Source organism: Pseudomonas defluvii, assembly GCF_001695625.1.
In the GTDB taxonomy this organism is placed as follows: domain Bacteria; phylum Pseudomonadota; class Gammaproteobacteria; order Pseudomonadales; family Pseudomonadaceae; genus Aquipseudomonas; species Aquipseudomonas defluvii.
This window is the reverse complement of record NZ_MBPN01000088.1, coordinates 1-22,097: the sequence shown is the minus strand read 5'-3', so window position 1 is coordinate 22,097 and position 22,097 is coordinate 1. Positions and strand designations below refer to the sequence as shown.

The following is a 22,097-nucleotide window of genomic DNA, read 5'->3' as shown; positions in this document are numbered from 1 at the left end:
CTGTGGGAGTTGGCTTGTCAACGATGCAGGCGCTGCGTACCCACGGACACTGCGCCGATACCATCGCAGGCAAGCCTGCATCCCACAGAAAAGCAGTCTACTGCGCGGCCCCCTGTGGGAGTTGGCTTGCCAACGATGCAGGCGCCGCGTACTTGCTGGCACCGAGTTGATGCCATTGCAGGCAAGCTTGTTCCTACAGGAAATGCGGCGTTCTGCGCGGACCCCTGTGTGAGTTGGCTTGCCAACGATGCAGGCACCGCGCACTCTCTGACACTTTGTCGATGCCATCATCAGGAGGGATCGTATGTCCGAGACGGTTCAGCGTGATCATTACCCTCATTTTCACCCTGTTCAGACGCGCTGGCAGGACACTGATGCACAGGGTCATATCGCCGGTGCAATGGTTTATGCGTTCTTCGACAGTGCGCTGCAGGCGTACTTGATCGAACGTGCCGACCTGGACCCACAAGACGGCGAAGTGGTGGGTTTTGTCGTGAGTTCGTCCTGCGATTTCTTCGCTTCGGCAGCGTTCCCCGAGGCGTTGGCGGTTGGCGTGCGGGTTAGCCGCCTGGCCGGTAGTAGCGTCGAATACACGGTGGCATTGTTCAAGGCCAATGACTCGCAAGCCTGCGCGGTAGGGCGCGTGGTACAGGTGTTCGTTGATCGTGCTACAGGTCGCCCGGCAAGCCTGCCGGAGCGCTTGCAGGCGGCCTTGCAGGCGCTCCAGTAGGCTCAGTCGTTCAGGCGAATGATGCCTTCGCGCACAGCGAACAGTACCAGGCCCGGCACGTCGTGGATCTGCAGGCGGTGCATGATCTGCGAGCGATGGGCCTCGATGGTCTTTATGCTCAGGCCCAGGCCTTCGGCAATCGAACGGGTCGACTCACCACGAGCAATCAGCCGAAGGATTTCCAGTTGGCGAGTGGTCAGTTGTGTCGTGGTGCCTATCGTCGGGCGCTTGCGGCTGTGTTTTACCGCCTGTTCGATCACCAGCGGCAGTACGGTGGCGGACAGGTACTGACTGCCGCTTCTTAGGGCATGCAGTGCCGACTCAAGTTCCGGTACGGTTGCGCTCTTGAGCAGGAAGCCGTGGGCGCCGTGTTGCAGGCATTTCATCACGAACTCCAGCTCTGAGCGGGACGACAGGATCAGTACACGGCTCGACGGTACGCGCAGTTGCAATTCACCCAGAACCTCCTCGCTGTCGAGTGCGTGCTGGAGCATGTCCAGCACGATGATGTTCGGCTTCAGTTGTTCAGCCAACGTGATGGCCTTCAGGCCGTCGCCAGCCTCCCCAACGATGACATAGTCTTTTTTTTGTTCGAGCAATGCCCTCAGACCTGCTCTGAAGAGGGGCGAGTCATCGACAAGGAGTATTCGGCAAAGCATGGGTTCGAGCCTGTTTCGCAAGGGATGAGGAGCGACAGGTTTGCTCGGTCCGTGTGAGCGCTGTCGCGGTGCTGCGCCATCAGTGTCGGTGTCGCGCCTGGGTGGCCTGCCGTGAGTGTGCAGTCATAAGCGTTCGAATACGGAAGGTAGTATCGGGCGAAGGGGAAGCGCCAGTTCGTGGATGCTTTCAGCGTGCCCGATAAACAGCAGGCCACCAGGGTGCAGGCGAGCCACTATGTCCTTGAGCAGGCTCGGCTTGTGCTCGCTGTCGACGTACATCAACAGGTTGCGCAGAAAGATGGCGTGGAAATGGCCCAGGTCGTCGGGCAACGGGTGGATCAGGTTGATGGTCTTGAGGGTTAGCCGTTGGCGCAAGCATGCACTCATACGAAGGCGCCCGACCATCTGACCAATGCCACACAGGCCATGACGCTCTAGCCAGCCTTCAGGAAAATAGCGGGCCTGGGCAATATCGTAGATACCTGCTTGGGCAAGCGACAGCATACGTGTACTGACATCGCTGGCCAGTACTTCCCAGTGATCGGTGGCGGCATGTTCGCTGGCGACCATGGCCAGGCTGTAGGCCTCTTCTCCGGACGAGCAGGCGGCGCTCCAGAGGCGCACTGGGCCTTGGTGTTTCGCTAACCATTGGCCGAGGTACTCGAAGTGACGGTGCTCGCGAAAGAAGTAGGTTTCCTTGGCAACCAGCAGGTCGATGGCCAGGCTGCGCTCAGCCTGATAATGAGGCTGTTCGAGTAACTGAAGGTAGTCGCGGTAGGTGTCCAGGCGGTGGTGGCGCAGGCGCTGATTCAGGCGGGCGGCGATCAGTGCGCGCTTGTCGTCGGTGATGACGACGCCGCAGCTTTGATGCACGAGTGTCTGCAACTGCTGGAACTCGGTAGGGTCGGGTAACGCCGGTTTGAAGTTTGCCAACCCTTTAGTGGCGACAAGCGTTCGGCTTTCAGCGTCATTACCTATCCGCATTCCTTGCGTCCTGCCTGATCTGAGGACGTTGGATGATAGCGCCCAGCCCTGTTTGCCCATATCAGGACTCCCCTTAAGCCGTTGGTATCGGGCAAGGTCGGGCTAGAGGGGTATGCGGTGGGTTGGGGCGTTCCGGCCGCTTGGCGGGTGTTCTGCAACGCACCCGGAGCGTGAGCTCCGGGTCGATGCCGACGGATCGCCAGGGAAGCGAACCGTTAGGTATTTGGCTTAAGCCAGTGACGTGATAGCGGTGTGCCTTTAGGCCGTTGTCGCGGCGGCTATCAGTCGTCGTGGCGCCAGTGACGGTGCTTGCGCTGGCCGTAGTGATGGCCACGGTCATGGTAGTAACGACGGTCGTCGTAGTCGCGCCCGCGGTAACCACGTCTGCGGTAGTCACGGTCTTCTTCGTCGGCTTCTCTGCCCATGTAGTTACCCAGCGCGCCACCGGCACCGCCACCGGCGGCTGCACCGATCAGGCTGCCTGTGGTGCCGCCCATGCTGCGACCCACCACGTTACCGCCGGCAGCGCCCAGTGCGCCCCCGATGGCGGCTTCGCCGCGGCTGTGTTTGTTCGCGCCAACAGCACCACCGGCTGCACCACCGAGGCCCGCACCGATCGCAGAGCCGGTGCTGCCGCCAATCGACTGGCCGACGACCGAACCCAATACCCCACCCAATGCGCCGCCAATACCGGCTTCGGTGGTGCCGCCTGCCGAGGCAACGCCACTGAGCAGGCCGAGGGACAACAAGAGAATCGAGGAGTACTTCTTCATCAAGAGAGCCTCAGAGGGATGACGAGGCGATCCTGAGGCTCTGGGATGGGGCTGGCAACGGAAATCCGACGAGTAACACGACTTGTGCACAAATCGATAAGTTACTGTTTTTTAGCTGAAACTTTCTCGAATTTCGCGTGTCTGAGCTACTTCGGGAAAGGCCCTGGCAGTGTTGTCAGGGCCTTTTTTGTGGGCGTAAACCAGTCAGATGATGCGTGCCGTCTCGCTGGCTGCGAGCAGCTTGATCGCGATGAATTTCGAGGTGGGCGTGTGGCTGTCATCGCCGACGCTTTCCAGCGGCACCAGTGGGTTCACCTCGGGGTAATAGGCTGCCGCCTGCCCGGCGGGGATGTCGAAGGCGAGCAGGGTGAAGCCTTTGACCCGACGCTCACGCTCATCGCTCCAGAGCGACACGATATCCACCTTCTGCCCCGGACGGAAGCCCAGGCGAATGATGTCGGCCTCGTTGGCGAACAACACATCGCGTTGGCCTTTCACGCCACGGTAGCGGTCGTCCAGGCCATAGATCGTGGTGTTGTACTGATCGTGCGAGCGCATCGACTGCATGATCAGGTCCGGTACCTGGCCACTGGCGCGAACACATTCATGCAACAAGTCATCGGGCAGGGCGTTGGCCTTGAAATTGGCCTTGCCACTGGCGGTGTTCCATTGGCGTTGGCTGGCGCTGTTGCCCAGGTAGAAACCGCCGGGGCGCGCCAGGCGCTGGTTGAAATCCTCGAACCCCGGGATGGTCTGGCTGATCAGCTCGCGGATGCGTGCGTAATCGGCCACCAGCCAGTGCCAGTCCACCGGCTGCGCGCCGAGGGTGGCCGCAGCGATGCCGGCGATGACTGCAGGCTCCGAGCGCATCTGCCGCGACAACGGCTGCAGTTGACCATTGGAGGCATGCACCATGCTGAACGAATCTTCTACCGTGACCGCTTGGGCGCCTTCGGCCTGCAGGTCGATGTCAGTGCGTCCCAGGCATGGCAGGATCAGCGCGTCCTTGCCGTGGATCAGATGGCTGCGGTTGAGCTTGGTGCTGATCTGCACGGTCAGTGCGCAGTTGCGCAGGGCCTGGGCGGTGCGCTCGGTGTCTGGCGTGGCTTGGGCGAAGTTGCCGCCCAAACCGATGAACACCTTGGCCTGACCGGCGAGCATTGCGCCAATGGCTTCGACAGTGTTGTGGCCGTTGTGCCGAGGCACCTTGAAACCGAAGCGCTTTTCCAGTGCGTCGAGCAACGCCACCGGTGGGCGCTCGTTGATGCCCATGGTGCGGTCGCCCTGCACGTTGCTGTGGCCACGGACCGGGCACAGGCCAGCGCCCGGTACGCCAAGGTTGCCGCGCAGCAGCATCAGGTTGGCGATTTCCTGAATGGTTGCCACTGAATGTCGGTGCTGTGTGATGCCCATGGCCCAGCACATGATGACCCTGCCAGCCTTGCGGTACATCTGCGCCGCCTGTTCGATCTCGGCAAGGCTCAGGCCCGACTGTGCCTCGATCTGTTCCCAGGGCGTGGCCTCGACCGTTGCCAGGTAGTCGTCGACACCGGCGCTGTGTTGCGCGATGAAGGCGTGGTCGAACACCGCTGGTGCACCGCTGGCCTGGGCTTCGCGTTCCCACTGCAACAGGTACTTGGCCATGCCGCGCAGTACTGCCATGTCGCCGCCCAGGGCCGGACGGAAGTACGCCGTGTTGGTTGGACGGTCACCGTTGGTGAGCATCTCCAAGGGGTGCTGCGGATGCTGGAAGCGCTCCAGGCCGCGTTCCTTGAGCGGGTTGATGCAGACGACCTGAGCGCCCCGCTTGACCGCTTCGCGCAGCGGCTCAAGCATCCGGGGGTGGTTAGTGCCTGGGTTCTGGCCCCAGACGAAGATCGCCTCGGCATGCTCGAAATCGTCGAAGGTCACCGTGCCTTTGCCGACGCCGACACTTTGCCCCAACGCCACACCGCTGGCTTCGTGGCACATGTTCGAGCAGTCTGGAAAGTTGTTGGTGCCGTAGGCACGAACGAACAGCTGGTAGAGAAATGCCGCTTCGTTGCTGGCGCGGCCCGAGGTGTAGAACTCGGCCTGATCCGGGCTTGCCAGGTTCTGCAGGTGTCGGGCGATCAGGGCGAAGGCGGCCTCCCAGCTGATGGGCTGGTAGCGGTCGGTTGTGGGGTTGTAGCTCATCGGTTCGGTGAGCCGGCCCTGGTACTCAAGCCAGTAATCGCTTTGCTGCAGCAGTGAGGTGACGCTGTGGCGGGCGAAGAATGCAGCATCGACCCGGCGTTTGGTCGCTTCCCAGTTCACTGCCTTGGCGCCGTTCTCGCAGAACTTGACCATGCCGCTTTCCGGCGAGTCACCCCAGGCGCAGCCTGGGCAGTCGAGGCCGCCATTCTGGTTGGTCTTGAGCAACGCACGGATGTTTTTCAGCGCGTTGTCACTGCCAATCCAGGCTTGTGCCACGCTGCGCAGTGCGCCCCAGCCACCCGCGGCGCCGCGGTAAGGCTTGTAGCGTGGAACAGGTTTCTGGTCGACTTGATGGGGCAGGTTCACGTTCGGTTCTCCCGCGCAGGGCTGTAGACCCGCGGCGCACTATGTTGTGGCAGGTGAATAAGGTTGAGGTTGTGTTGGCGGGCCCATTGCAGGGCCAGGCCGGTCGGAGCAGACAGGCTGACCAGCGTCTGGATGCCGGCGCGCAGCACCTTCTGGATCAGCTCCAGGCTGCAGCGGCTGGTGACAATGGCCAGGCCACCCTTGGTGGCGATGCGTTGGCGTACAAGGGCCCCGATCAGTTTGTCGAGGGCGTTGTGCCGACCGATATCTTCGCGGCCCAACAGCAGTTCGCCGTTGGCGTCCATGAACAGCGCGGCATGCACCGCGCCACAGTGTTGGCCCAGCGGCTGTAAGGCACTGATGCGCTGGCGCAGGTCGACCAGCCAGGCGGCCGGTGGCAAGGGTGCGCCGGGCAATACCTTGAGCTCGGGCAGCGCCTGCTCCAATGCCTCGACCCCGCACAGGCCGCAACCGCTGGTACCGGCCAGTTGCCGACGTTGGTTCTTGAGGTTCCAGAACGCCCGGCTGGCGATCTCAACCTCCGCGTGCAGGGCTGAGCCGCTGCCGCTGAGCGTGATGTCATAAATCTCACTGGCCTCGGCGATGCCGCTACCGATGCTGAAGCCAACGATGAAGTCTTCAAGGTCGGTGGGGCTGACCAGCATGACCGCCTGGCTGATGCCGTTATAGGCAATCGCCAGGGCCACTTCCTCGGCCAGTGCGGTGTAGGTCGGCGTGCTGTCTTCGAGGTCGTGGAACGCGTAGTCGTTGCTGGCCGCTGGCGTCACCAGCTCAGTGGTCGCCGCGCAAGTGGGGCGTTTTAGGGTCATGGCACAGGTACCGGCGGCTGATCAGTCTTAAGCCTAGGCCTGCGCTCAGGTATCGTCTAATCGCTAATACTGATGCCGTGATAGAGCGGGTCGATCAAACCTCGTCCTGCATGTGGCGGTACTCGTTGAAGCAAGCCTCGGCCAAGGCCGAACGCGGTGCGCTGCGGCGCATGATCAGGCCCAGCGGTGCCAGGGTGCTGGCTTGCTCGATGGGCTGCAGGCGCAGACGCTCGGTCAAGGCTTCCAGGCCGGTGGCCAGCGGCATGATTGCGCAACACAGGCCACCGTTCACCGCTTGTACCAGTTGATGCACGGCATCGGTCTGCAGCAGCGGTTGCGGGTTCAGGCCACGGCTGTGGAAGTTGTGGTCGATTGACTGACGAAAGTGCATGCCGGCGGTGAGCAGGCCCAAAGGCAGTTCGGTCAATGCCTGCCAACTGAGGGGCTTATCGTCGAAATTGAAGTACGCCGGGTCATACAGCAGGCCCATGCGTGTGTCGCCCAGCGCCAGGGACTCGAAACGTTCGTTATCCAGCCGTTCGAGGTACGACACGCCGAGGTCAAGCCGGTTACTCGCCAACTGCTCCAGAATCTGCTCGGAGCTGAGTGCGCTCAGTTCAAAGCACAGTTGTGGATGCTGGCTGTGCAGGCGCTGCAGCAGTGGCAGCGGGTCGAAGCTCGACAGCGGCACCATGCCCAGGCGCAGGGTGCCGACCAGATGCCCACGGCAGGCAGCCGCTTCGGCGTACAAGCCATCGTAGGCGGCCAGTACCGAACGGGCCCAGGCCAGCACCCGTTCACCCTGGGCGGTAAACCCCTCGAAGCGCTGACCACGATTGACCAGGGCCAAACCCAGCTCCTGCTCCAGGTTGCGCAGGCGCATCGACAGGGTTGGCTGGGTTACATGGCACAACGCGGCCGCTTGGCCGAAGTGGCGGGTTTCATCCAGGGCGATCAGGAATTTCAGTTGTTTGATGTCCATCGGCGCTCCACGGCACAGGGCAGGCGAGGCATTCTAACCGAGCCCTTCGAGCAACGTCCGATAGTCGTCCAGTGCCGCGAACTCCTGGGTGTCCCGTGGGCCTTTACGGCTGTCGGGCTGACGCACCGCAAGCAGGTGTGCAACACCAAAAGACTGGGCGCTGCGCAGGATCGCCAGGGTGTCGTCGATGAACAGGCTGCGCGCCGGGTCGAAGTTGATGTCGGCCTGCAGGGCACTCCAGAACTGCGGGTCTTCCTTGGGAAAACCGTAGTCATGGGAGCTGATCAGGCGCTCGAAATACGGCGCCAGTGCCACCCGTTCCAGTTTCACCGAGAGCGAATCGCGGTGGGCGTTGGTGATCAGCACCACCCGCTTGCCGGCATCGCGGATAGCCGCGAGGAACACGTCGGCATCCGGGCGCAGGGCGATCAGGTTCGCGGTTTCCAGCTTCAGTTCGCGAATCGGCAGGTTCAGCTCTGCACTCCAGAAATCCAGGCAGTACCAGTTCAACGAGCCGGCGTTCTTTTCAAACAACGGCTGCAGTTCCAGTTCGGCCATGGCCCGGCTCACCCCATGCAGTTCGGCATAGCGCTGCGGCAGGTGTTCGAGCCAGAAGTGGTTGTCGTAATGCAGGTCGAGCAGGGTGCCGTCCATATCGAGTAGAACGGTATCGATGTCGCGCCAGTTCAGGGCAGGCATGAAAGATTCTCGGTCAGTCGGGCGCAGTGGCCGGGCAAGCCACGGTATAGTACCGCGTTCACGCCAAGGAGCCGCCACCCATGCGCCAGAAACCCACAGTCCTTGCTCGCGAGATTGTCGCCAGCAGTCGTCTATTTCGTGTCGAAGCGGTGCAACTGCGCTTTGCCAACGGTGCCGAGCGCACCTATGAGCGATTAGTCGGGCGCGGCAACGGGTATGGTGCGGTGATGATCGTGGCGATGCTCGATGCCGAACACGCGGTGTTGGTTGAGGAGTACTGCGGCGGCACCGACGAGTACGAACTGTCGTTGCCCAAGGGCCTGATCGAACCGGGCGAAGACGTGTTGGCTGCGGCCGACCGTGAGCTCAAGGAAGAGGCCGGCTTCGGTGCCCGGCAACTGGAGCACCTGACCGAACTGTCGTTGTCGCCGGGCTACATGAGCCAGAAAATCCAGGTGGTGCTGGCCAGCGACCTCTATGAAGAGCGCCTTGAGGGCGATGAGCCGGAGCCGATGCGGGTTGATAAGGTCAACCTGCGTGATCTGGCCTCGCTGGCACAGCATCCGCAGTTTTCCGAAGGGCGAGCGCTGGCGGCGTTGTACCTGGCGCGCGACCTGCTGACCCAGCGTGGGGTATTTGTCCCATGAGCGAATTGAACCTGAACGCGATGATGGCCGAGGTCGTCGATCTGGCCCGTCTGGCAGGGGATGCCATTCTGCCGTTCTGGCGGGTCAATGTTGCGGTGACTGCCAAGGCTGATGCCTCGCCGGTGACGGCTGCGGATATGGCCGCGCATCAAGTGATTGCCAGTGGGCTACAAGCGCTGGCCCCGGAGATTCCGGTGCTGTCCGAAGAGGATTGCGATATTCCCTTGAGCAAACGTCAGACCTGGCAGCGCTGGTGGCTGGTCGACCCGCTGGACGGTACCAAGGAATTCATCGCAGGCAGCGAAGAATTCACCGTCAACATCGCACTGATTGAGCAGGGGCAAGTGCTGTTCGGTGTGGTCGCCATGCCGACCAGTGGCCGCTGCTATTTCGGTGGTAAAGCGCTCGGCGCCTGGCGCTCCGAACGCGAGGGCGAGGCGCAGCCGATTCAGGTTCGTCTGGCGCCCCCGGCGGGTGAAAGCTTTACCGTGGTCGCCAGTCGCCGTCATACCAGCCCACAGCAGGAGCACTTGTTGGCAGGGCTCAGCGGCACGCTGGGCGATTTGCAACTGACCAATATCGGCAGTTCGTTGAAGTTCTGCCTGCTGGCCGAGGGCAGCGCGGATTGTTACCCGCGCCTGGCGCCGACCTCGCAGTGGGATACGGCAGCAGCCCAAGGAGTGCTGGAGGGCGCCGGTGGTGAAGTCTTGGGCCTCGATGGCCAGGTCTTCAGCTACCCGCCGCGTGAATCGTTACTCAATGAGTTTTTCCTGGCGTTGCCGGCCGCTGCGGCGTGGCGCAACGACCTGCTCAAGCGCGCCTCAGCGATGTAACACGTACTGCCCGCTGAAACGCACGGCATCCTCTTCGCTGCCGGCGTTGCGAACCTGGGTGTTCAGGTTCAGGCGGGCCCGGCCATAGCGCTGGTAAGTGGCGATGAACTTGTTCCAGACCTTCTCATCAGGCGCCTCGCATTGAGCGATGGCTGCACCGGTGACGGGCACTGGATAGTTGATCTGCCCCTCCTGAATGACGATATGGCCGTCGTCGATGCCGGCCTCGCGCAAGCGCATGTGCAACCAGCCCCAACCGACCAGCACGGCGGCGCAATACAGGCTGCCGCCAAACATGGTGCTCTTGTGATTGACGTTGGCGGCCAGCGGCAACTGCAGGCGCAGGCGCTGTTGTTGCCAATCAAGCACCTGCAAGCCCATTTCCCGGGTAAGGGGAATGTCGTGGTGCAGGAGGGCTTCCAGGTACTGGTTGTCGGTGGTCACGGGCGGTTCTCCTCAAGATCATCAGTGCCGCTGCTGTGGCTGTCGGCGAAATTCAGGCCATGCTTGCGCAACTTGTCGTGCAGGGTTTTGCGCGGGATACCCAGGGCCTCGGCCAGGCTGCGCAGTGAGCTGTGCGAACGGGCCAGCTCGGCGGCGATCAGCGAGCGCTCGAAGTGCTCGACCTGCTCACTCAAATTGCCGCTGCCCAGCACCGGGTTGGCGGCCAGCGGTTCGCTGTGGCTTTCGCCGTCCAGGGCCAGCTCAAGGCCGAGGGCGAAACGTTCCGCCGCGTTCTGCAGTTCGCGCACGTTGCCTGGCCAGGCATGGCGCATGAGCAGCGCGCGCTGCGCCGGTTGCAGGGCATGGCCGGGCAGGCCGTGGCGCTGGCTGGCCGCATCGGCAAAATGCTGGAACAACAGCAAAATGTCTTCGCCGCGTTCGCGCAGCGGTGGAATACGTAGCGGCGCGACGTTCAGGCGGTAGTACAGGTCGGCCCGGAAGCGGCCCTGATCGGCGGCCTGGCGCAGGTCTTCCTTGGTGGCTGCGATGACCCGGATATCCAGCGGGATCTGCTGGTTGCCGCCCAGGCGCTCGACCACACGTTCTTGCAGCAGGCGCAGCAACTTGACCTGAACATCCAGGCTCATGCTCTCGATTTCGTCGAGGAACAGCGTGCCGCCGTTGGCGAACTCGAATTTGCCAATCCGGCGTTTCTGCGCCCCGGTGAAGGCGCCGGGTTCATGGCCGAACAGCTCGCTCTCGACCACCGACTCTGCCAGCGCGCCGGCATTGATCGCCACGAACGGGCCGTCGCGGCGGTTCGACAGGTCGTGCAGGGCGCGGGCGACGACTTCCTTGCCGGCGCCGGTTTCGCCGAGGATCAATACGTCGGCGCGGGTCGGGGCCAGTGCGCCAATCTGCTCACGCAGGCGCAGCATCGGTGCCGATTGCCCGACCAGCCGAGCGCTCAATGCCTGGCGATCGCTGAGGGCCAGGCGCAGGCTGCGGTTGTCCAGTATCAGGCGGCGCAGGGCCAAGGCCCGGCGCACGCTGTCGAGCAGGGCATCGCTGGCGAAGGGTTTTTCCAGAAAATCGTAGGCGCCGGCACGCATGGCCTGGACGGCCAACGGTACGTCGCCGTGGCCGGTAATCAGCAGCACGGGTAACTCCGGGTCCTGCCCATGCAACTGTTCGAGCAGTTGCAGGCCGTCGATGCCTGGCATGCGAATATCGCTTACTACTACCCCCGGCCAATCGGCTTCGATACGTTGGGCCAAGCCTTGGGCATCGCTCAGGGACATGACCTTGAGGCCGGCGAGGTCGAGGGTCTGGCTCAGCGCCTGACGCAAGTGCGGGTCGTCATCGACCAGAATCACCTGTGTGCGGCTATCGATGAGCGGCTCGGTCGTCATGCCGATGGATCCTCCGAGGTTTGCAGGTTGGCGCCGGGTTTGGCTACGCGCAGTTTCAGGGTCAGCAGTGCGCCACCCTCAGGGTGGTTGGCCAGCAGCAGTTCGCCACCCAGCGCACGCATCAAGGTATCGCAGATCGCCAGCCCCAGGCCAAGGCCCTGGGTACGGGTCTTGGTGGTGAAGAACGGTTCACGGGCGCGGGCCATGGCTTCGCTGCTGAACCCTGGGCCGTTGTCGCGAATGTACAGGTAGACGTTGTCGTCCTTGCGTTCGGCACTTAGCCACAGCTTGCGCGGGTTGGCCTTCTCGGTCAGCGCGTCGAGGGCGTTGGCCAGCAGGTTGCCGAGCACCTGGCGCAAGCGGGTTTCACCGGCCTGTACCCACAGGGTGGCCTCTGGCAGGTCACGCACCAGCTCCACGGCCATTGCCCGGCGCCGTTTGGCCAGCAGGGCCAGGGCATCGTCCAGCGCCGGTTGCAGGGCCACGCTCTCGGGGGCGTGCCGGTCGCGCCGGGCAAAGGCGCGCAGGTGGGCGATGATCGAGGCCATGCGCCCGGTCAGTTCAGCGATCAGCTTGAGGTTGCTGCGGGCTTCTTCGGTGCGCTGATGGTCGAGCAGGATCTCGGCGTTTTCGGCATAACTGCGGATGGCCGCCAGCGGTTGATTGAGCTCATGGCTGATGCTCGCCGACATCGTGCCGAGCACCGACAACTTGCCGGCCTGAACCAGTTCATCCTGCGCACGGACCAGTTCCTGTTGCGCCTGCTCGCGCTCCAGCACTTCGTTTTTCAGCCGGCTGTTCAGGCCTTCAAGGTCGGCGGTTCGCTCAATGACCCGTTGTTCCAGTTCCTGGCGGGCGCGGGCCTCGAAGGCGATTCGGTCCATGTAGTGCCGGCGCCGCTGCATGATCAGTCCAAGCAGCAGCATCAACACCAGCAGCGTGGCGCCGCCGATGGCCAGCACCGTGCGTACCGAACGGTCGATCAGGGTGCGTGGGGCAAGGATGCTCACCTGCCAGCCGGTTTCCTCGATGGTTCGGGTCTGGATCAGCCAGGCTTTGGGGTCGAGGTTCAGCGGTTGGGGCGTCAGCGTCGGGTAGGGCTGGATCGCGGCAATGGCGGCGCGCTCGGTATCGGTCAGTGGCCGGGTGGCACGGAAGCGCCAGTCCGGACGGGAGGTCAGAATAACCACGCCGTTCTGGTCGGTCAGCAGCAGTTGTTCCGGGGTTTTGCCCCAGAGCGTTTCGGTGTGGTCCAGGTCGACCTTGACCACCAGTGCGCCGATCACGTGCTCGCCATCGCGCACGGCACCTGCAAAGAAGTAACCGCGTTTGGCCGAGGTGGTGCCTTGGCCGAAAAAGCGCCCCAGGCGCCCGGTAAGGGCATCGCTGAAATACGGGCGGAAAGCAAAGTTACGGCCAACGAAGGTGTCGCGCTTGTCCCAGTTGGACGCTGCCAGGGTGTTGCCGTTGGTGTCCATCAGGTACATCACTTCGGCACCGGTCTGGGTGCTGATGTCCTTGAGCAGACGGTTGGCGTTGGTCAGGGTTTCCAGGCGCATCGGGTCCTTGAGCACCGCACGCAGGGCTGGCAGGTCACCGAGGATCTGCGGCAGGGTTTCATAACGGTGCAGGGTACCCAGCAGGTTTGCCACGTACAGGTCGAGGGTCTGGCGATTTTGCCCGGCCAGCTCGTCCTGATAGTAACGCTCGGCCAGGTGTTGCAGCGGCAAGAGCAGTGGGGCGAGGAACAAGGCGACGATGGCCAGGCTGCGCCAGCGTGGACGACGGGGAACGGTCGGGGTCATGGTCATTGCAAATGCGCCGATGGAGTCTGGCGCATTATGCGCTACTTCAGGCAGTCGATCAGTGCTTGCTGCCAGTCTGGCTGGCTGACCTGCCATTGCTGCTGCAGGCGGCTGCAGTCCAGGCGCGAGTTGAGTGGGCGCTGGGCCGGTGTCGGGTACTCGCAGGTGGGGATGGGCACTAGCCGGGCACAGTGCTTGCCTTGGGCCTGGAGGTGCGCGGCGATAGCCTGGGCAAAACCGAACCAGGATGTCTCGCCTTGCGCGGTCAGGTGATAGGTGCCCCAGGCACCCGCCTGGCCAGCCTGCCAATGCTTGATCAGGGCGCGGGTGCTGCGGGCGATGGTAGCCGCCCAGGTCGGTGCACCGATCTGATCGGCAACCACGCGCAGCTCGGGTTTTTCCTGCAGCAACCGCTGCATGGTCAGCAGGAAATTGCGCCCGTGCTGCGAGTACACCCAACTGGTGCGCAGGATCAGGTGCTGGCCAGCGACGTCGCGGATCGCCTGCTCACCAGCCAGCTTGCTGCGGCCGTAGACGCTCAGCGGGTTGGGCGTGTCGTCTTCGTTGTAGGGCGTGGCCTTGCGGCCATCGAAGACGTAGTCGGTGGAGTAGTGAATCAACGGGATGCCCAGCCGCGCGGCCTCTTCAGCGAGTACCCCGGGGGCGTGGGCGTTGACCGCAAAGGCCAGGGCCTGCTCGACTTCCGCCTGATCGACTGCGGTGTGGGCGGCGGCGTTGATGATCAGGTCCGGTGCCAATCTGCGCACTTGCTGACGGATCTGCTCCGGATGCGCCAGGTCGAGCGCATCGCGACCCAGCACGTGCAGGGTGCCGAGCGGGGCCAGCTGCAGTTGCAGTTCGCGCGCCACCTGACCGTGTTGGCCGATGATCAGCGTGTTCAATGGCGCTGCGGTCATGGAAACAGTTCTGCCTCTTTCAGCGATTTACCGGCCTGGTCCTTGGCCGACAACAGTGGTTCCTGTTGCAGTTGCCAGTCGATTGCCAGGTCCGGGTCGTCCCAGCGGATGCAGCGTTCGGCGGCCGGGTTGTAATAATCGGTGGTCTTGTAGAGGAACTCCGCACTGTCGCTCAACGCCACGAAACCGTGGGCGAAGCCTTCCGGTATCCACATCTGACGTTTGTTTTCGGCAGACAAATGCACCGCGACCCAACGGCCAAAGGCTGGTGAACTGCAGCGGATATCCACGCACACATCGAGCACCTCGCCCTGTACGACCCGCACCAGTTTGCCCTGGGGGTTTTCCAGTTGGTAATGCAGGCCGCGCAGTACGCCGCGCTGTGAACGGGAATGGTTGTCCTGAACGAAGGCTGTCGTGACCCCTGTCTGCGCTTCGAAGGCCCGGGCATTGAAGCTTTCGTAGAAAAAACCGCGGGCATCGCCGAACACCTTCGGCTCCAGGATCAGTACCTCGGGCAGGTCAGTGGTGATTACTTCCATCGGTTCTCTCGGGTCAGGCTGTAGAGGTACTGGCCGTAGCCGGTCTTGCCAAAAGCGTTGGCACGTTCAAGTAGGTGCGCCTCGTCGATCCAGCCCTGTTGGAAGGCGATCTCTTCCAGGCAGGCCACTTTCAGACCCTGGCGGTGCTCAATGGTCTGCACGTATTGCGAGGCTTCCAGCAGGCTGTCGTGGGTACCGGTATCGAGCCAGGCAAAGCCACGCCCGAAGCGCTCTACGCGCAAGTCACCCCGTTTCAGGTAAGCGTTGTTGACGTCGGTGATCTCCAGCTCGCCACGGGCCGAGGGGGTAATGCCCTTGGCGATCTTGATCACGTCGTTATCGTAGAAGTACAGGCCGGTCACTGCGTAGCTGGATTTGGGCTGCGTCGGCTTTTCCTCGATCGACAGGGCCTGGCCTTGTTCGTTGTACTCGATCACGCCGAAGCGCTCCGGGTCTTTGACCCAGTAACCAAACACCGTTGCACCGCTGCTGTGGCTGGCGGCGCGTTGCAGTTGTTCGGTAAACCGCTGGCCGTGGAAAATGTTGTCGCCGAGGATCAGGCACACCGAATCGTTGCCAATGAACGCTTCGCCAATCAGGAAGGCTTGGGCCAGGCCGTCCGGCGAGGGCTGTTCGGCATAGCTGAACTGGACGCCGAACTGGCTGCCGTCACCGAGCAGTTGACGGTACTGCGGCAGGTCCTGCGGGGTGGAAATGATCAGGATTTCGCGGATACCGGCCAGCATCAGTACCGAGATCGGGTAGTAGATCATCGGCTTGTCGTAGACCGGTAGCAGTTGTTTGGAAAGCCCCAGGGTAATGGGGTGCAGGCGAGTGCCGGAGCCGCCCGCCAGAACGATACCTTTGGTCATGCAATCAGGTCCTTGAAATCGCTGTTGCCCAGGCGCTGGCCTTGATAGCTGCCATCCTGAACATGTTGGCACCACTCACTGTTATCCAGGTACCACTGCACGGTCTTGCGCAGCCCGCTCTGGAAGGTTTCAGCCGGGGTCCAGCCCAGCTCACGCTGGATTTTGCTGGCGTCGATGGCGTAGCGCTGATCGTGCCCGGGACGGTCCTGGACGAAGCTGATCAGGTCGGCGTAGTGGTTTACCCCGGCCGGATGATCGGGTGCCAGTTCTTCAAGCAGGGCGCAGATGCTGCGCACCACATCGATATTCTTCTGTTCATTGTGCCCGCCGATGTTGTACGTCTCACCGACCTGACCGGCGCACAGCACCTGCAGCAGGGCGCGGGCATGGTCCTCGACGAACAGCCAGTCACGCACTTGCAGGCCGTTGCCGTAGACCGGCAGCGGTTTGCCCGCCAAGGCGTTGAGGATCGTCAGTGGAATGAGCTTTTCCGGGAACTGGAACGGCCCATAGTTGTTCGAGCAGTTGCTGAGCAGTACTGGCAAGCCGTAGGTTCGGTGCCAGGCACGTACCAGATGGTCCGAGGCCGCCTTGCTGGCCGAGTAGGGCGAGCTGGGGGCGTACGGCGTGGTTTCCGTGAACAGGTCGTCCACCCCATGCAGATCGCCATACACCTCGTCGGTGGACACATGATGGAAGCGGAAGGCTTCACGCTCGGCGGCGGGCAGCTTTGCCCAGTAAGCACGGGCGGCTTCCAGCAGGCTGTAGGTGCCGACAATGTTGGTTTCGATGAACGCGGCGGGGCCGTCGATGGAGCGGTCCACATGCGATTCGGCGGCCAGGTGCATGATCGCGTGCGGAGCAAAACGTTCCAGTACGGCGTCGACCTTGGCGCGGTCAGCGATGTCGGCCTGCACGAACTCATAGCGGGTATTGGTCGCGATGCTGCTCAGCGACTCCAGATTGCCGGCATAGGTGAGCTTGTCGAGGTTGAGCACGTCATGTGCGGTGGTCTCGATCAGGTGGCGAATCAGCGCCGAACCGATGAATCCGGCACCGCCGGTAACAAGAATACGCATGTCGAGTGGCCTTTCCTGACTAAACGGGTATTGATCGGGTGCTGCCTAGCCTGTGTAAAGGCGCGGGTGGGTGCAAGCAGCGTACGGCGACTGTCGGCGTCGGAGAAAACGATACCCGGTACGGCCTTTTTTTCCACCTCCCTTGCTTATCGGCAGAAGCGGTGGCGATATAAGCAGCAAAAAAACGAGGCTTGCCCCATGCCGCTTACTACCCTTATCCACCGATCCAGCTTACCGCGCCCGGATGTCAGCGAATCACAGGCCCTGCAGTTGCTGCAGGAACATTATGGGCTTACCGGCACGTTACAGTCGCTGGGCAGTCAACAAGACCTGAATTTTCGCCTCGACAGCCCTCAGGGTCGTTACGTGTTGAAGATCTGCCACGGTGATTATTCGCCGGTCGAGCTTCAGGCCCAGCATGCCGCCCTCGGTTACCTGCGTGAGCGCTGGCTGCCGGTGCCTGGCGTGGTGCCAGCGCGTTCCGGCGAGCACCTGTTGGCACTGAGCCTGAATGGCCAGCCCCTGCGCGCACGCCTGCTTGAGTACATAGAAGGCCAGTCGCTGACCCGCCTCAAGCGCCTTGAACCACGGCTGATGGCTGAGCTGGGCGAGTTCTGTGCGCGCATCGACCATGCCTTGGCCGACTTCAGCCACCCAGGCCTGGAACGTACCCTGCAGTGGGACCCTCGGCATGCCCCGGCGCTGATCGAACATCTATTGCCGGTACTCGTCGAAGGGCCGCGCAAGGCGCGCGTGCAGGCGGCGGCCACGGAGGCCTGGCAGTACCTGGCCCCGCTGATCGAACACCTGCCGCAGCAGGCCGTGCACCTGGACATCACCGACGACAACACCGTGTGGCAGCGCGATGCCCAGCGCCACTGGCAGTTGCAGGGGGTGATCGACTTTGGCGACTTGCTGCATACCTGGCGGATTGCCGACCTCTCGGTGACTTGCGCGGCGCTGCTGCACCACGCCGAAGGCGACCCGTTGCGTATCCTGCCTGCCATTCAGGCGTATCAGGTCGTCAACCCGCTGACTGAAGCCGAGCTCAAGGCCCTGTGGCCGATGATCGTGGCCCGTGCCGCCGTGCTGGTGCTGAGCGGAGAGCAGCAGGTCAGCGTCGATCCGGGCAATGCCTACAGCCGGGACAACCTGGCCCACGAGTGGGAAATCTTCGAGGTCGCGACCAGCGTGCCGTTCGCCTTGATGGAAACGGCGATCCTGCAGGCCGCGGGTCATGATCTGGCCCCGCTGGGGTTGGTCAACACCAAGCTGTTAATGCCCAGCCTGAACGGCCAGCCTGTCGCCCGCGTCGACCTCGGGGTACTCAGCGAACATTTCCAGGCCGGTAACTGGCAGCAGCCGGGCATCGACCAGCAGCTGTTGCGCGCCCAGAGCGGGCTGGCCTGCTCGCTGCACGGCCAATACCGGTTGTCGCGTACCCATATCGATAACCCGCAGGAACCCGAAACCTGCGCCTTGCATGTCGAGCTGCAGGTTCCCTCGGGTACGGCCCTGCAGGCGCCGTTTGCCGGTGTCTGGCACGCGGCGCTGGCGGGCGGTGGTTGCCTGCAGGGTGAGCAGGTCAGCCTGTGGTTGTGGGGCGTGGTCGATGCCCCGGCCGATGGCCTGGCGCTCAAGCAGGGCGAGCCGCTGGGGCAGAGCAGTGTCGGCCTGATGCTGCAACTGTGCCGCGTACCGGGGTTGTGCCCGCCACTGTTCGCCACGCCTTCACGTGCGCAGGCCTGGCTGGCGCTATGCCCCTCGCCGCAGCCATTGCTCGGGTTTGCCTGCGACGCTGAACCACTGGCCGATGCCCAGGCACTGCTTGAGCGGCGTGACGCCAGTTTCGCCCGTTCGCAGAAGCACTATTACCAGCAGCCACCGCAGATCGAGCGTGGCTGGCGCAACTACCTGATCGACATGCAGGGCCGCTCCTACCTGGACATGCTCAACAACGTTGCGGTGCTCGGTCATGGCCACCCACGGATGGTCGCCGAGTCGGCGCGGCAATGGTCGTTGCTCAATACCAACTCACGCTTCCACTACGCGGCCATTGCCGAGTTCTCCGAGCGCCTGCTGGAACTGGCGCCCGAAGGCATGGACCGGGTGTTTCTGGTCAACAGCGGCACCGAAGCCAACGACCTGGCGATCCGCCTGGCCTGGGCCTACAGCGGTGGCCGCGACATGCTCAGCGTATTGGAGGCCTACCACGGCTGGTCGGTGGCCACCGATGCGATTTCCACCTCCATTGCCGACAACCCGCAAGCCCTGACCACCCGTCCAGACTGGGTACACCCGGTGATGGCGCCGAACACCTACCGTGGTGCCTACCGGGGCGCTGAGAGCACCGCCGACTATGTTCGTGATGTCGATGCCACCCTCGACCGCCTGACCGCGCAGAAGCGCCAGGTGGCTGGTTTCATCTGTGAACCGGTGTACGGCAACGCCGGCGGTATCGCCTTGCCGCCGGGTTACCTGCAACAGGTCTACGGCAAGGTCCGGGCCTTGGGCGGCGCCTGTATCGCCGACGAGGTGCAGGTCGGCTATGGCCGCCTTGGCGAGTATTTCTGGGGCTTTGAGCAACAGGGCGTGGTACCGGACATCATCACCATGGCCAAGGGCATGGGTAACGGCCACCCACTGGGCGCGGTCATCACCCGTCGGGAAATCGCCGAGGCACTGGAGGCCGAGGGCTACTTCTTCTCGTCTGCTGGCGGCAGCCCGGTCAGTTGCCGGATCGGCATGGCCGTGCTCGATGTCATGGGTGAAGAAGGCCTGTGGGACAACGCGCGGACCGTCGGTGGGCACTTCAAGGCGCGGCTGCAGGCATTGGTCGATAAACATCCGCTTGTGGGCGCCGTGCACGGTTCCGGTTTCTACCTAGGCCTGGAACTGGTACGCGACCGCAGCACACTGGAGCCGGCCACCGAAGAAACCGCGGCGCTGTGCGAGCGCTTGCGCGAACTGGGGATCTTCATGCAGCCAACCGGTGACTACCTGAACATCCTCAAGATCAAACCGCCGATGTGCACCACCCGTGAAAGCGTCGATTTCTTCGTCGACAGCGTGGCGAAGGTGTTGGCAGAAGACCTCTAAACCCGCATTGGGGCTGCGCTGCAGCCCTTCGCAGGCTTGCCTGCTCCTCCAAGGGGGGCAGGTTTTTCTACAATGTGACCATCATGGATAACACGGATTTAAATCGATTGTTATCGGTTTAAATGGCAAGTCTTACCCTTTTATTTTGATTTATCACCTTCCAAAGCCGATTTTTATCGGCTATAAAGTCCTCATTACTTGCCCAGCAACCCTTCGAGGACGTTTTCATGAGCCGCATCGTTACCGTCGCCGCCACCCAGATGGCCTGTTCCTGGGATCGCGACGCCAACATCGCCACAGCCGAGAAACTGGTGCGCGAAGCCGCCGCCAAGGGCGCGCAGATCATCCTGATCCAGGAACTGTTCGAGACCCCGTACTTCTGCCAGAAGCCCAACGCCGACTACCTGCAACTGGCCACCCCGGTTGAAACCAACGCCGCTATCGTCCATTTCCAGAAGCTGGCCAAGGAACTGCAAGTGGTGCTGCCGATCAGCTTCTACGAACTGGCCGGGCGGGCGCGTTTCAACAGCATTGCGATCATCGATGCCGATGGCCGCAACCTGGGCATCTACCGCAAGAGCCATATCCCGGATGGCCCGGGCTACCACGAAAAGTACTACTTCAACCCGGGTGATACCGGCTTCAAGGTCTGGAACACCCGTTATGCCAAGATCGGCGTCGGTATCTGCTGGGACCAGTGGTTCCCCGAGTGCGCACGCAGCATGGCCCTGCAAGGCGCGGAAATTCTGTTCTACCCGACCGCCATTGGCAGCGAACCGCATGACGCCAGCATCACCTCGCGTGATCACTGGCAGCGCGTGCAGCAAGGCCATGCCGGCGCCAACCTGATGCCGCTGGTCGCCAGCAACCGTATCGGCAAGGAAGAGCAGGACGGCTACGACATCACGTTCTACGGCTCGTCGTTCATCGCCAACCCGTTTGGCGAAAAGGTTGAAGAACTGAATGAAACCGAAGAAGGCGTGCTGGTGCATACTTTCGACCTGGACAAGCTGGAGCATGTGCGCAGCGCCTGGGGCACCTTCCGTGACCGTCGGCCGGACCTGTACGGTACGCTGAAGACCCTCGACGGTTCGCTGGAATCCTGATCACCCATTTATCGTGCCGCAGGCCCGTTCTGCGGCAGTTCTTGCAAAGGTTCAACTATGACAACCCTGACCACTACCCCACGCGCCGATGGCTTTCACATGCCTGCCGAGTGGGCGCCACAATCGCAGGTCTGGATGGTGTGGCCGGAGCGCCCGGACAACTGGCGCCTGGGCGGCAAGCCGGCGCAGGCCGCGCATGTTGCCGTGGCCAAGGCCATTGCCCGCTTCGAGCCGGTGACCATCGGCGTGTCGGCCGCCCAATACGAACACGCCTGTGCCCGCCTGCTGGACACCCCGAACATCCGCGTGGTGGAAATCAGCAATGACGATGCCTGGGTGCGTGACACTGGCCCGACCTTTGTGATCAACGACGCGGGTGAAGTCCGCGGCGTCGATTGGGGCTTCAATGCCTGGGGTGGTTTTGAGGGCGGCCTGTACGCACCGTGGAACCGTGATGAACAAGTGGCTGGCAAGATCCTGCAGATCGAGCGCTGCCCACGCTACCAGACCGAAGGCTTCGTGCTGGAAGGTGGCTCGATTCACGTCGACGGCGAAGGCACGCTGATCACCACAGAAGAATGCCTGCTCAATCACAACCGCAACCCGCACCTGAACCGTGAGCAAATAGAGGCGATCCTGCGCGATCACCTGGCGGTGGAGACCATCGTCTGGCTGCCTGATGGCCTGTATAACGACGAAACCGATGGGCACGTGGACAACTTTTGCTGTTACGTGCGCCCTGGTGAAGTGTTACTGGCCTGGACCGATGATTCCAACGACCCCAACTTTGCACGTTGCCGTGCGGCGCTTGAGGTGTTGGAGCGTCAGCGCGATGCCAAAGGGCGCACCTTTGTGGTGCATAAAATGCCGATCCCCGGGCCGCTGTACGTGACCGAGGAGGAATGTGCGGGTGTCGATCCGGTCGCCGGTAGCCAGGAGCGCAACCCGTCGGTTCGCCTTGCCGGCTCCTATGTCAACTTCCTGATCGTCAATGGTGCGATCATCGCGCCAAGCTTCGATGATCCGGCAGATGCCGAGGCTAGAGCGATTTTGCAGACGCTGTTCGCGGATCGTGAGGTAGTCATGGTGCCAGGGCGCGAGCTGTTGCTCGGTGGCGGCAACATCCATTGCTTGACCCAACAG

At 62.6% G+C, this 22,097-nt stretch carries 20 protein-coding genes; 6 read left to right on the top strand and 14 right to left on the bottom strand.

Features of this window, described 5'->3' with window-relative positions:
• The first annotated feature begins 304 nt into the window (after positions 1-304).
• Positions 305-730 (top strand): acyl-CoA thioesterase, encoded by a 426-nt coding sequence (locus EKA13_RS20305; RefSeq protein WP_065761090.1) that lies wholly within the window; start codon positions 305-307, stop codon positions 728-730.
• 2 nt (positions 731-732) lie between these two features.
• Here EKA13_RS20305 and EKA13_RS20300 read toward each other — a convergent pair whose 3' ends face one another.
• The 7 genes from EKA13_RS20300 to yrfG form a co-directional block, all read right to left on the bottom strand.
• Positions 733-1,389: a response regulator gene (locus EKA13_RS20300; protein WP_065761089.1), complete on the bottom strand. Its 657-nt coding sequence runs from the start codon at positions 1,387-1,389 to the stop codon at positions 733-735.
• 123 nt (positions 1,390-1,512) lie between these two features.
• Positions 1,513-2,373: a CheR family methyltransferase gene (locus EKA13_RS20295; protein WP_083199865.1), complete on the bottom strand. Its 861-nt coding sequence runs from the start codon at positions 2,371-2,373 to the stop codon at positions 1,513-1,515.
• Positions 2,374-2,654: 281 nt separating this feature from the next.
• Positions 2,655-3,146 (bottom strand): glycine zipper domain-containing protein, encoded by a 492-nt coding sequence (locus EKA13_RS20290; protein ID WP_065761088.1) that lies wholly within the window; start codon positions 3,144-3,146, stop codon positions 2,655-2,657.
• A 204-nt stretch (positions 3,147-3,350) separates the two neighbouring features.
• Positions 3,351-5,681 (bottom strand): FdhF/YdeP family oxidoreductase, encoded by a 2,331-nt coding sequence (locus EKA13_RS20285; RefSeq protein ID WP_371918275.1) that lies wholly within the window; start codon positions 5,679-5,681, stop codon positions 3,351-3,353.
• Between the two features lie 2 nt (positions 5,682-5,683).
• Complete coding sequence (gene fdhD / locus EKA13_RS20280; protein ID WP_065761086.1) at positions 5,684-6,517, bottom strand: formate dehydrogenase accessory sulfurtransferase FdhD; 834 nt, start codon at positions 6,515-6,517, stop codon at positions 5,684-5,686.
• 94 nt (positions 6,518-6,611) lie between these two features.
• A complete protein-coding gene (locus EKA13_RS20275; protein WP_065761085.1) occupies positions 6,612-7,499 on the bottom strand; it encodes a LysR family transcriptional regulator in 888 nt (295 codons plus the stop codon).
• A 33-nt stretch (positions 7,500-7,532) separates the two neighbouring features.
• Entirely contained in the window at positions 7,533-8,198 is a 666-nt protein-coding gene (gene yrfG, locus EKA13_RS20270) for a GMP/IMP nucleotidase (RefSeq protein WP_065761084.1), read from the bottom strand.
• Positions 8,199-8,278: 80 nt separating this feature from the next.
• Between yrfG and nudE the strand changes: the two genes are divergently transcribed.
• Both nudE and cysQ read left to right on the top strand, forming a co-directional pair.
• Positions 8,279-8,845 (top strand): ADP compounds hydrolase NudE, encoded by a 567-nt coding sequence (nudE, locus tag EKA13_RS20265; RefSeq protein ID WP_065761083.1) that lies wholly within the window; start codon positions 8,279-8,281, stop codon positions 8,843-8,845.
• A complete protein-coding gene (cysQ, locus tag EKA13_RS20260) occupies positions 8,842-9,678 on the top strand; it encodes a 3'(2'),5'-bisphosphate nucleotidase CysQ (protein ID WP_065761082.1) in 837 nt (278 codons plus the stop codon). The genes nudE and cysQ overlap by 4 nt, the downstream gene beginning before the upstream one ends.
• On the opposite strand, the gene EKA13_RS20255 is transcribed toward cysQ, so the two are convergent.
• Genes EKA13_RS20255 through rfbB form a run of 7 tightly spaced genes read right to left on the bottom strand, consistent with a single transcriptional unit; the run spans position 9,667 to position 16,749 of the window.
• Entirely contained in the window at positions 9,667-10,122 is a 456-nt protein-coding gene (locus tag EKA13_RS20255) for a YiiD C-terminal domain-containing protein (RefSeq protein ID WP_065761081.1), read from the bottom strand. The two genes, cysQ and EKA13_RS20255, sit on opposite strands and share 12 nt — an antisense overlap.
• Complete coding sequence (locus tag EKA13_RS20250; RefSeq protein ID WP_065761080.1) at positions 10,119-11,534, bottom strand: sigma-54-dependent transcriptional regulator; 1,416 nt, start codon at positions 11,532-11,534, stop codon at positions 10,119-10,121. The genes EKA13_RS20255 and EKA13_RS20250 overlap by 4 nt, the downstream gene beginning before the upstream one ends.
• Entirely contained in the window at positions 11,531-13,345 is a 1,815-nt protein-coding gene (locus EKA13_RS20245) for a sensor histidine kinase (protein ID WP_065761079.1), read from the bottom strand. Before EKA13_RS20245 ends, EKA13_RS20250 begins: the two co-directional genes overlap by 4 nt.
• 35 nt (positions 13,346-13,380) lie before the next feature.
• On the bottom strand, positions 13,381-14,256 hold the full coding sequence (gene rfbD / locus EKA13_RS20240; protein ID WP_065761078.1) for a dTDP-4-dehydrorhamnose reductase: 876 nt from the start codon (positions 14,254-14,256) through the stop codon (positions 13,381-13,383).
• A complete protein-coding gene (rfbC, locus tag EKA13_RS20235) occupies positions 14,253-14,798 on the bottom strand; it encodes a dTDP-4-dehydrorhamnose 3,5-epimerase (RefSeq protein ID WP_065761077.1) in 546 nt (181 codons plus the stop codon). Before rfbC ends, rfbD begins: the two co-directional genes overlap by 4 nt.
• Positions 14,789-15,670 carry a glucose-1-phosphate thymidylyltransferase RfbA gene (gene rfbA / locus EKA13_RS20230; protein ID WP_065761076.1) on the bottom strand — a complete coding sequence of 294 codons (882 nt, stop codon included), beginning with the start codon at positions 15,668-15,670 and terminating at the stop codon, positions 14,789-14,791. Before rfbA ends, rfbC begins: the two co-directional genes overlap by 10 nt.
• Positions 15,667-16,749, bottom strand: coding sequence for a dTDP-glucose 4,6-dehydratase (gene rfbB / locus EKA13_RS20225; protein WP_065761075.1), 1,083 nt, complete (start codon positions 16,747-16,749; stop codon positions 15,667-15,669). The genes rfbA and rfbB overlap by 4 nt, the downstream gene beginning before the upstream one ends.
• Positions 16,750-16,947: 198 nt before the next feature.
• Between rfbB and EKA13_RS20220 the strand changes: the two genes are divergently transcribed.
• The 3 genes from EKA13_RS20220 to aguA form a co-directional block, all read left to right on the top strand.
• A complete protein-coding gene (locus EKA13_RS20220; RefSeq protein ID WP_065761074.1) occupies positions 16,948-19,848 on the top strand; it encodes an aminotransferase in 2,901 nt (966 codons plus the stop codon).
• Positions 19,849-20,075: 227 nt separating this feature from the next.
• Positions 20,076-20,954 (top strand): N-carbamoylputrescine amidase, encoded by an 879-nt coding sequence (aguB, locus tag EKA13_RS20215; RefSeq protein ID WP_065761073.1) that lies wholly within the window; start codon positions 20,076-20,078, stop codon positions 20,952-20,954.
• Positions 20,955-21,011: 57 nt separating this feature from the next.
• Positions 21,012-22,097, top strand: a 1,086-nt coding sequence (aguA, locus tag EKA13_RS20210; protein ID WP_065761072.1) for an agmatine deiminase, incomplete at its 3' end; no start/stop codon positions are given.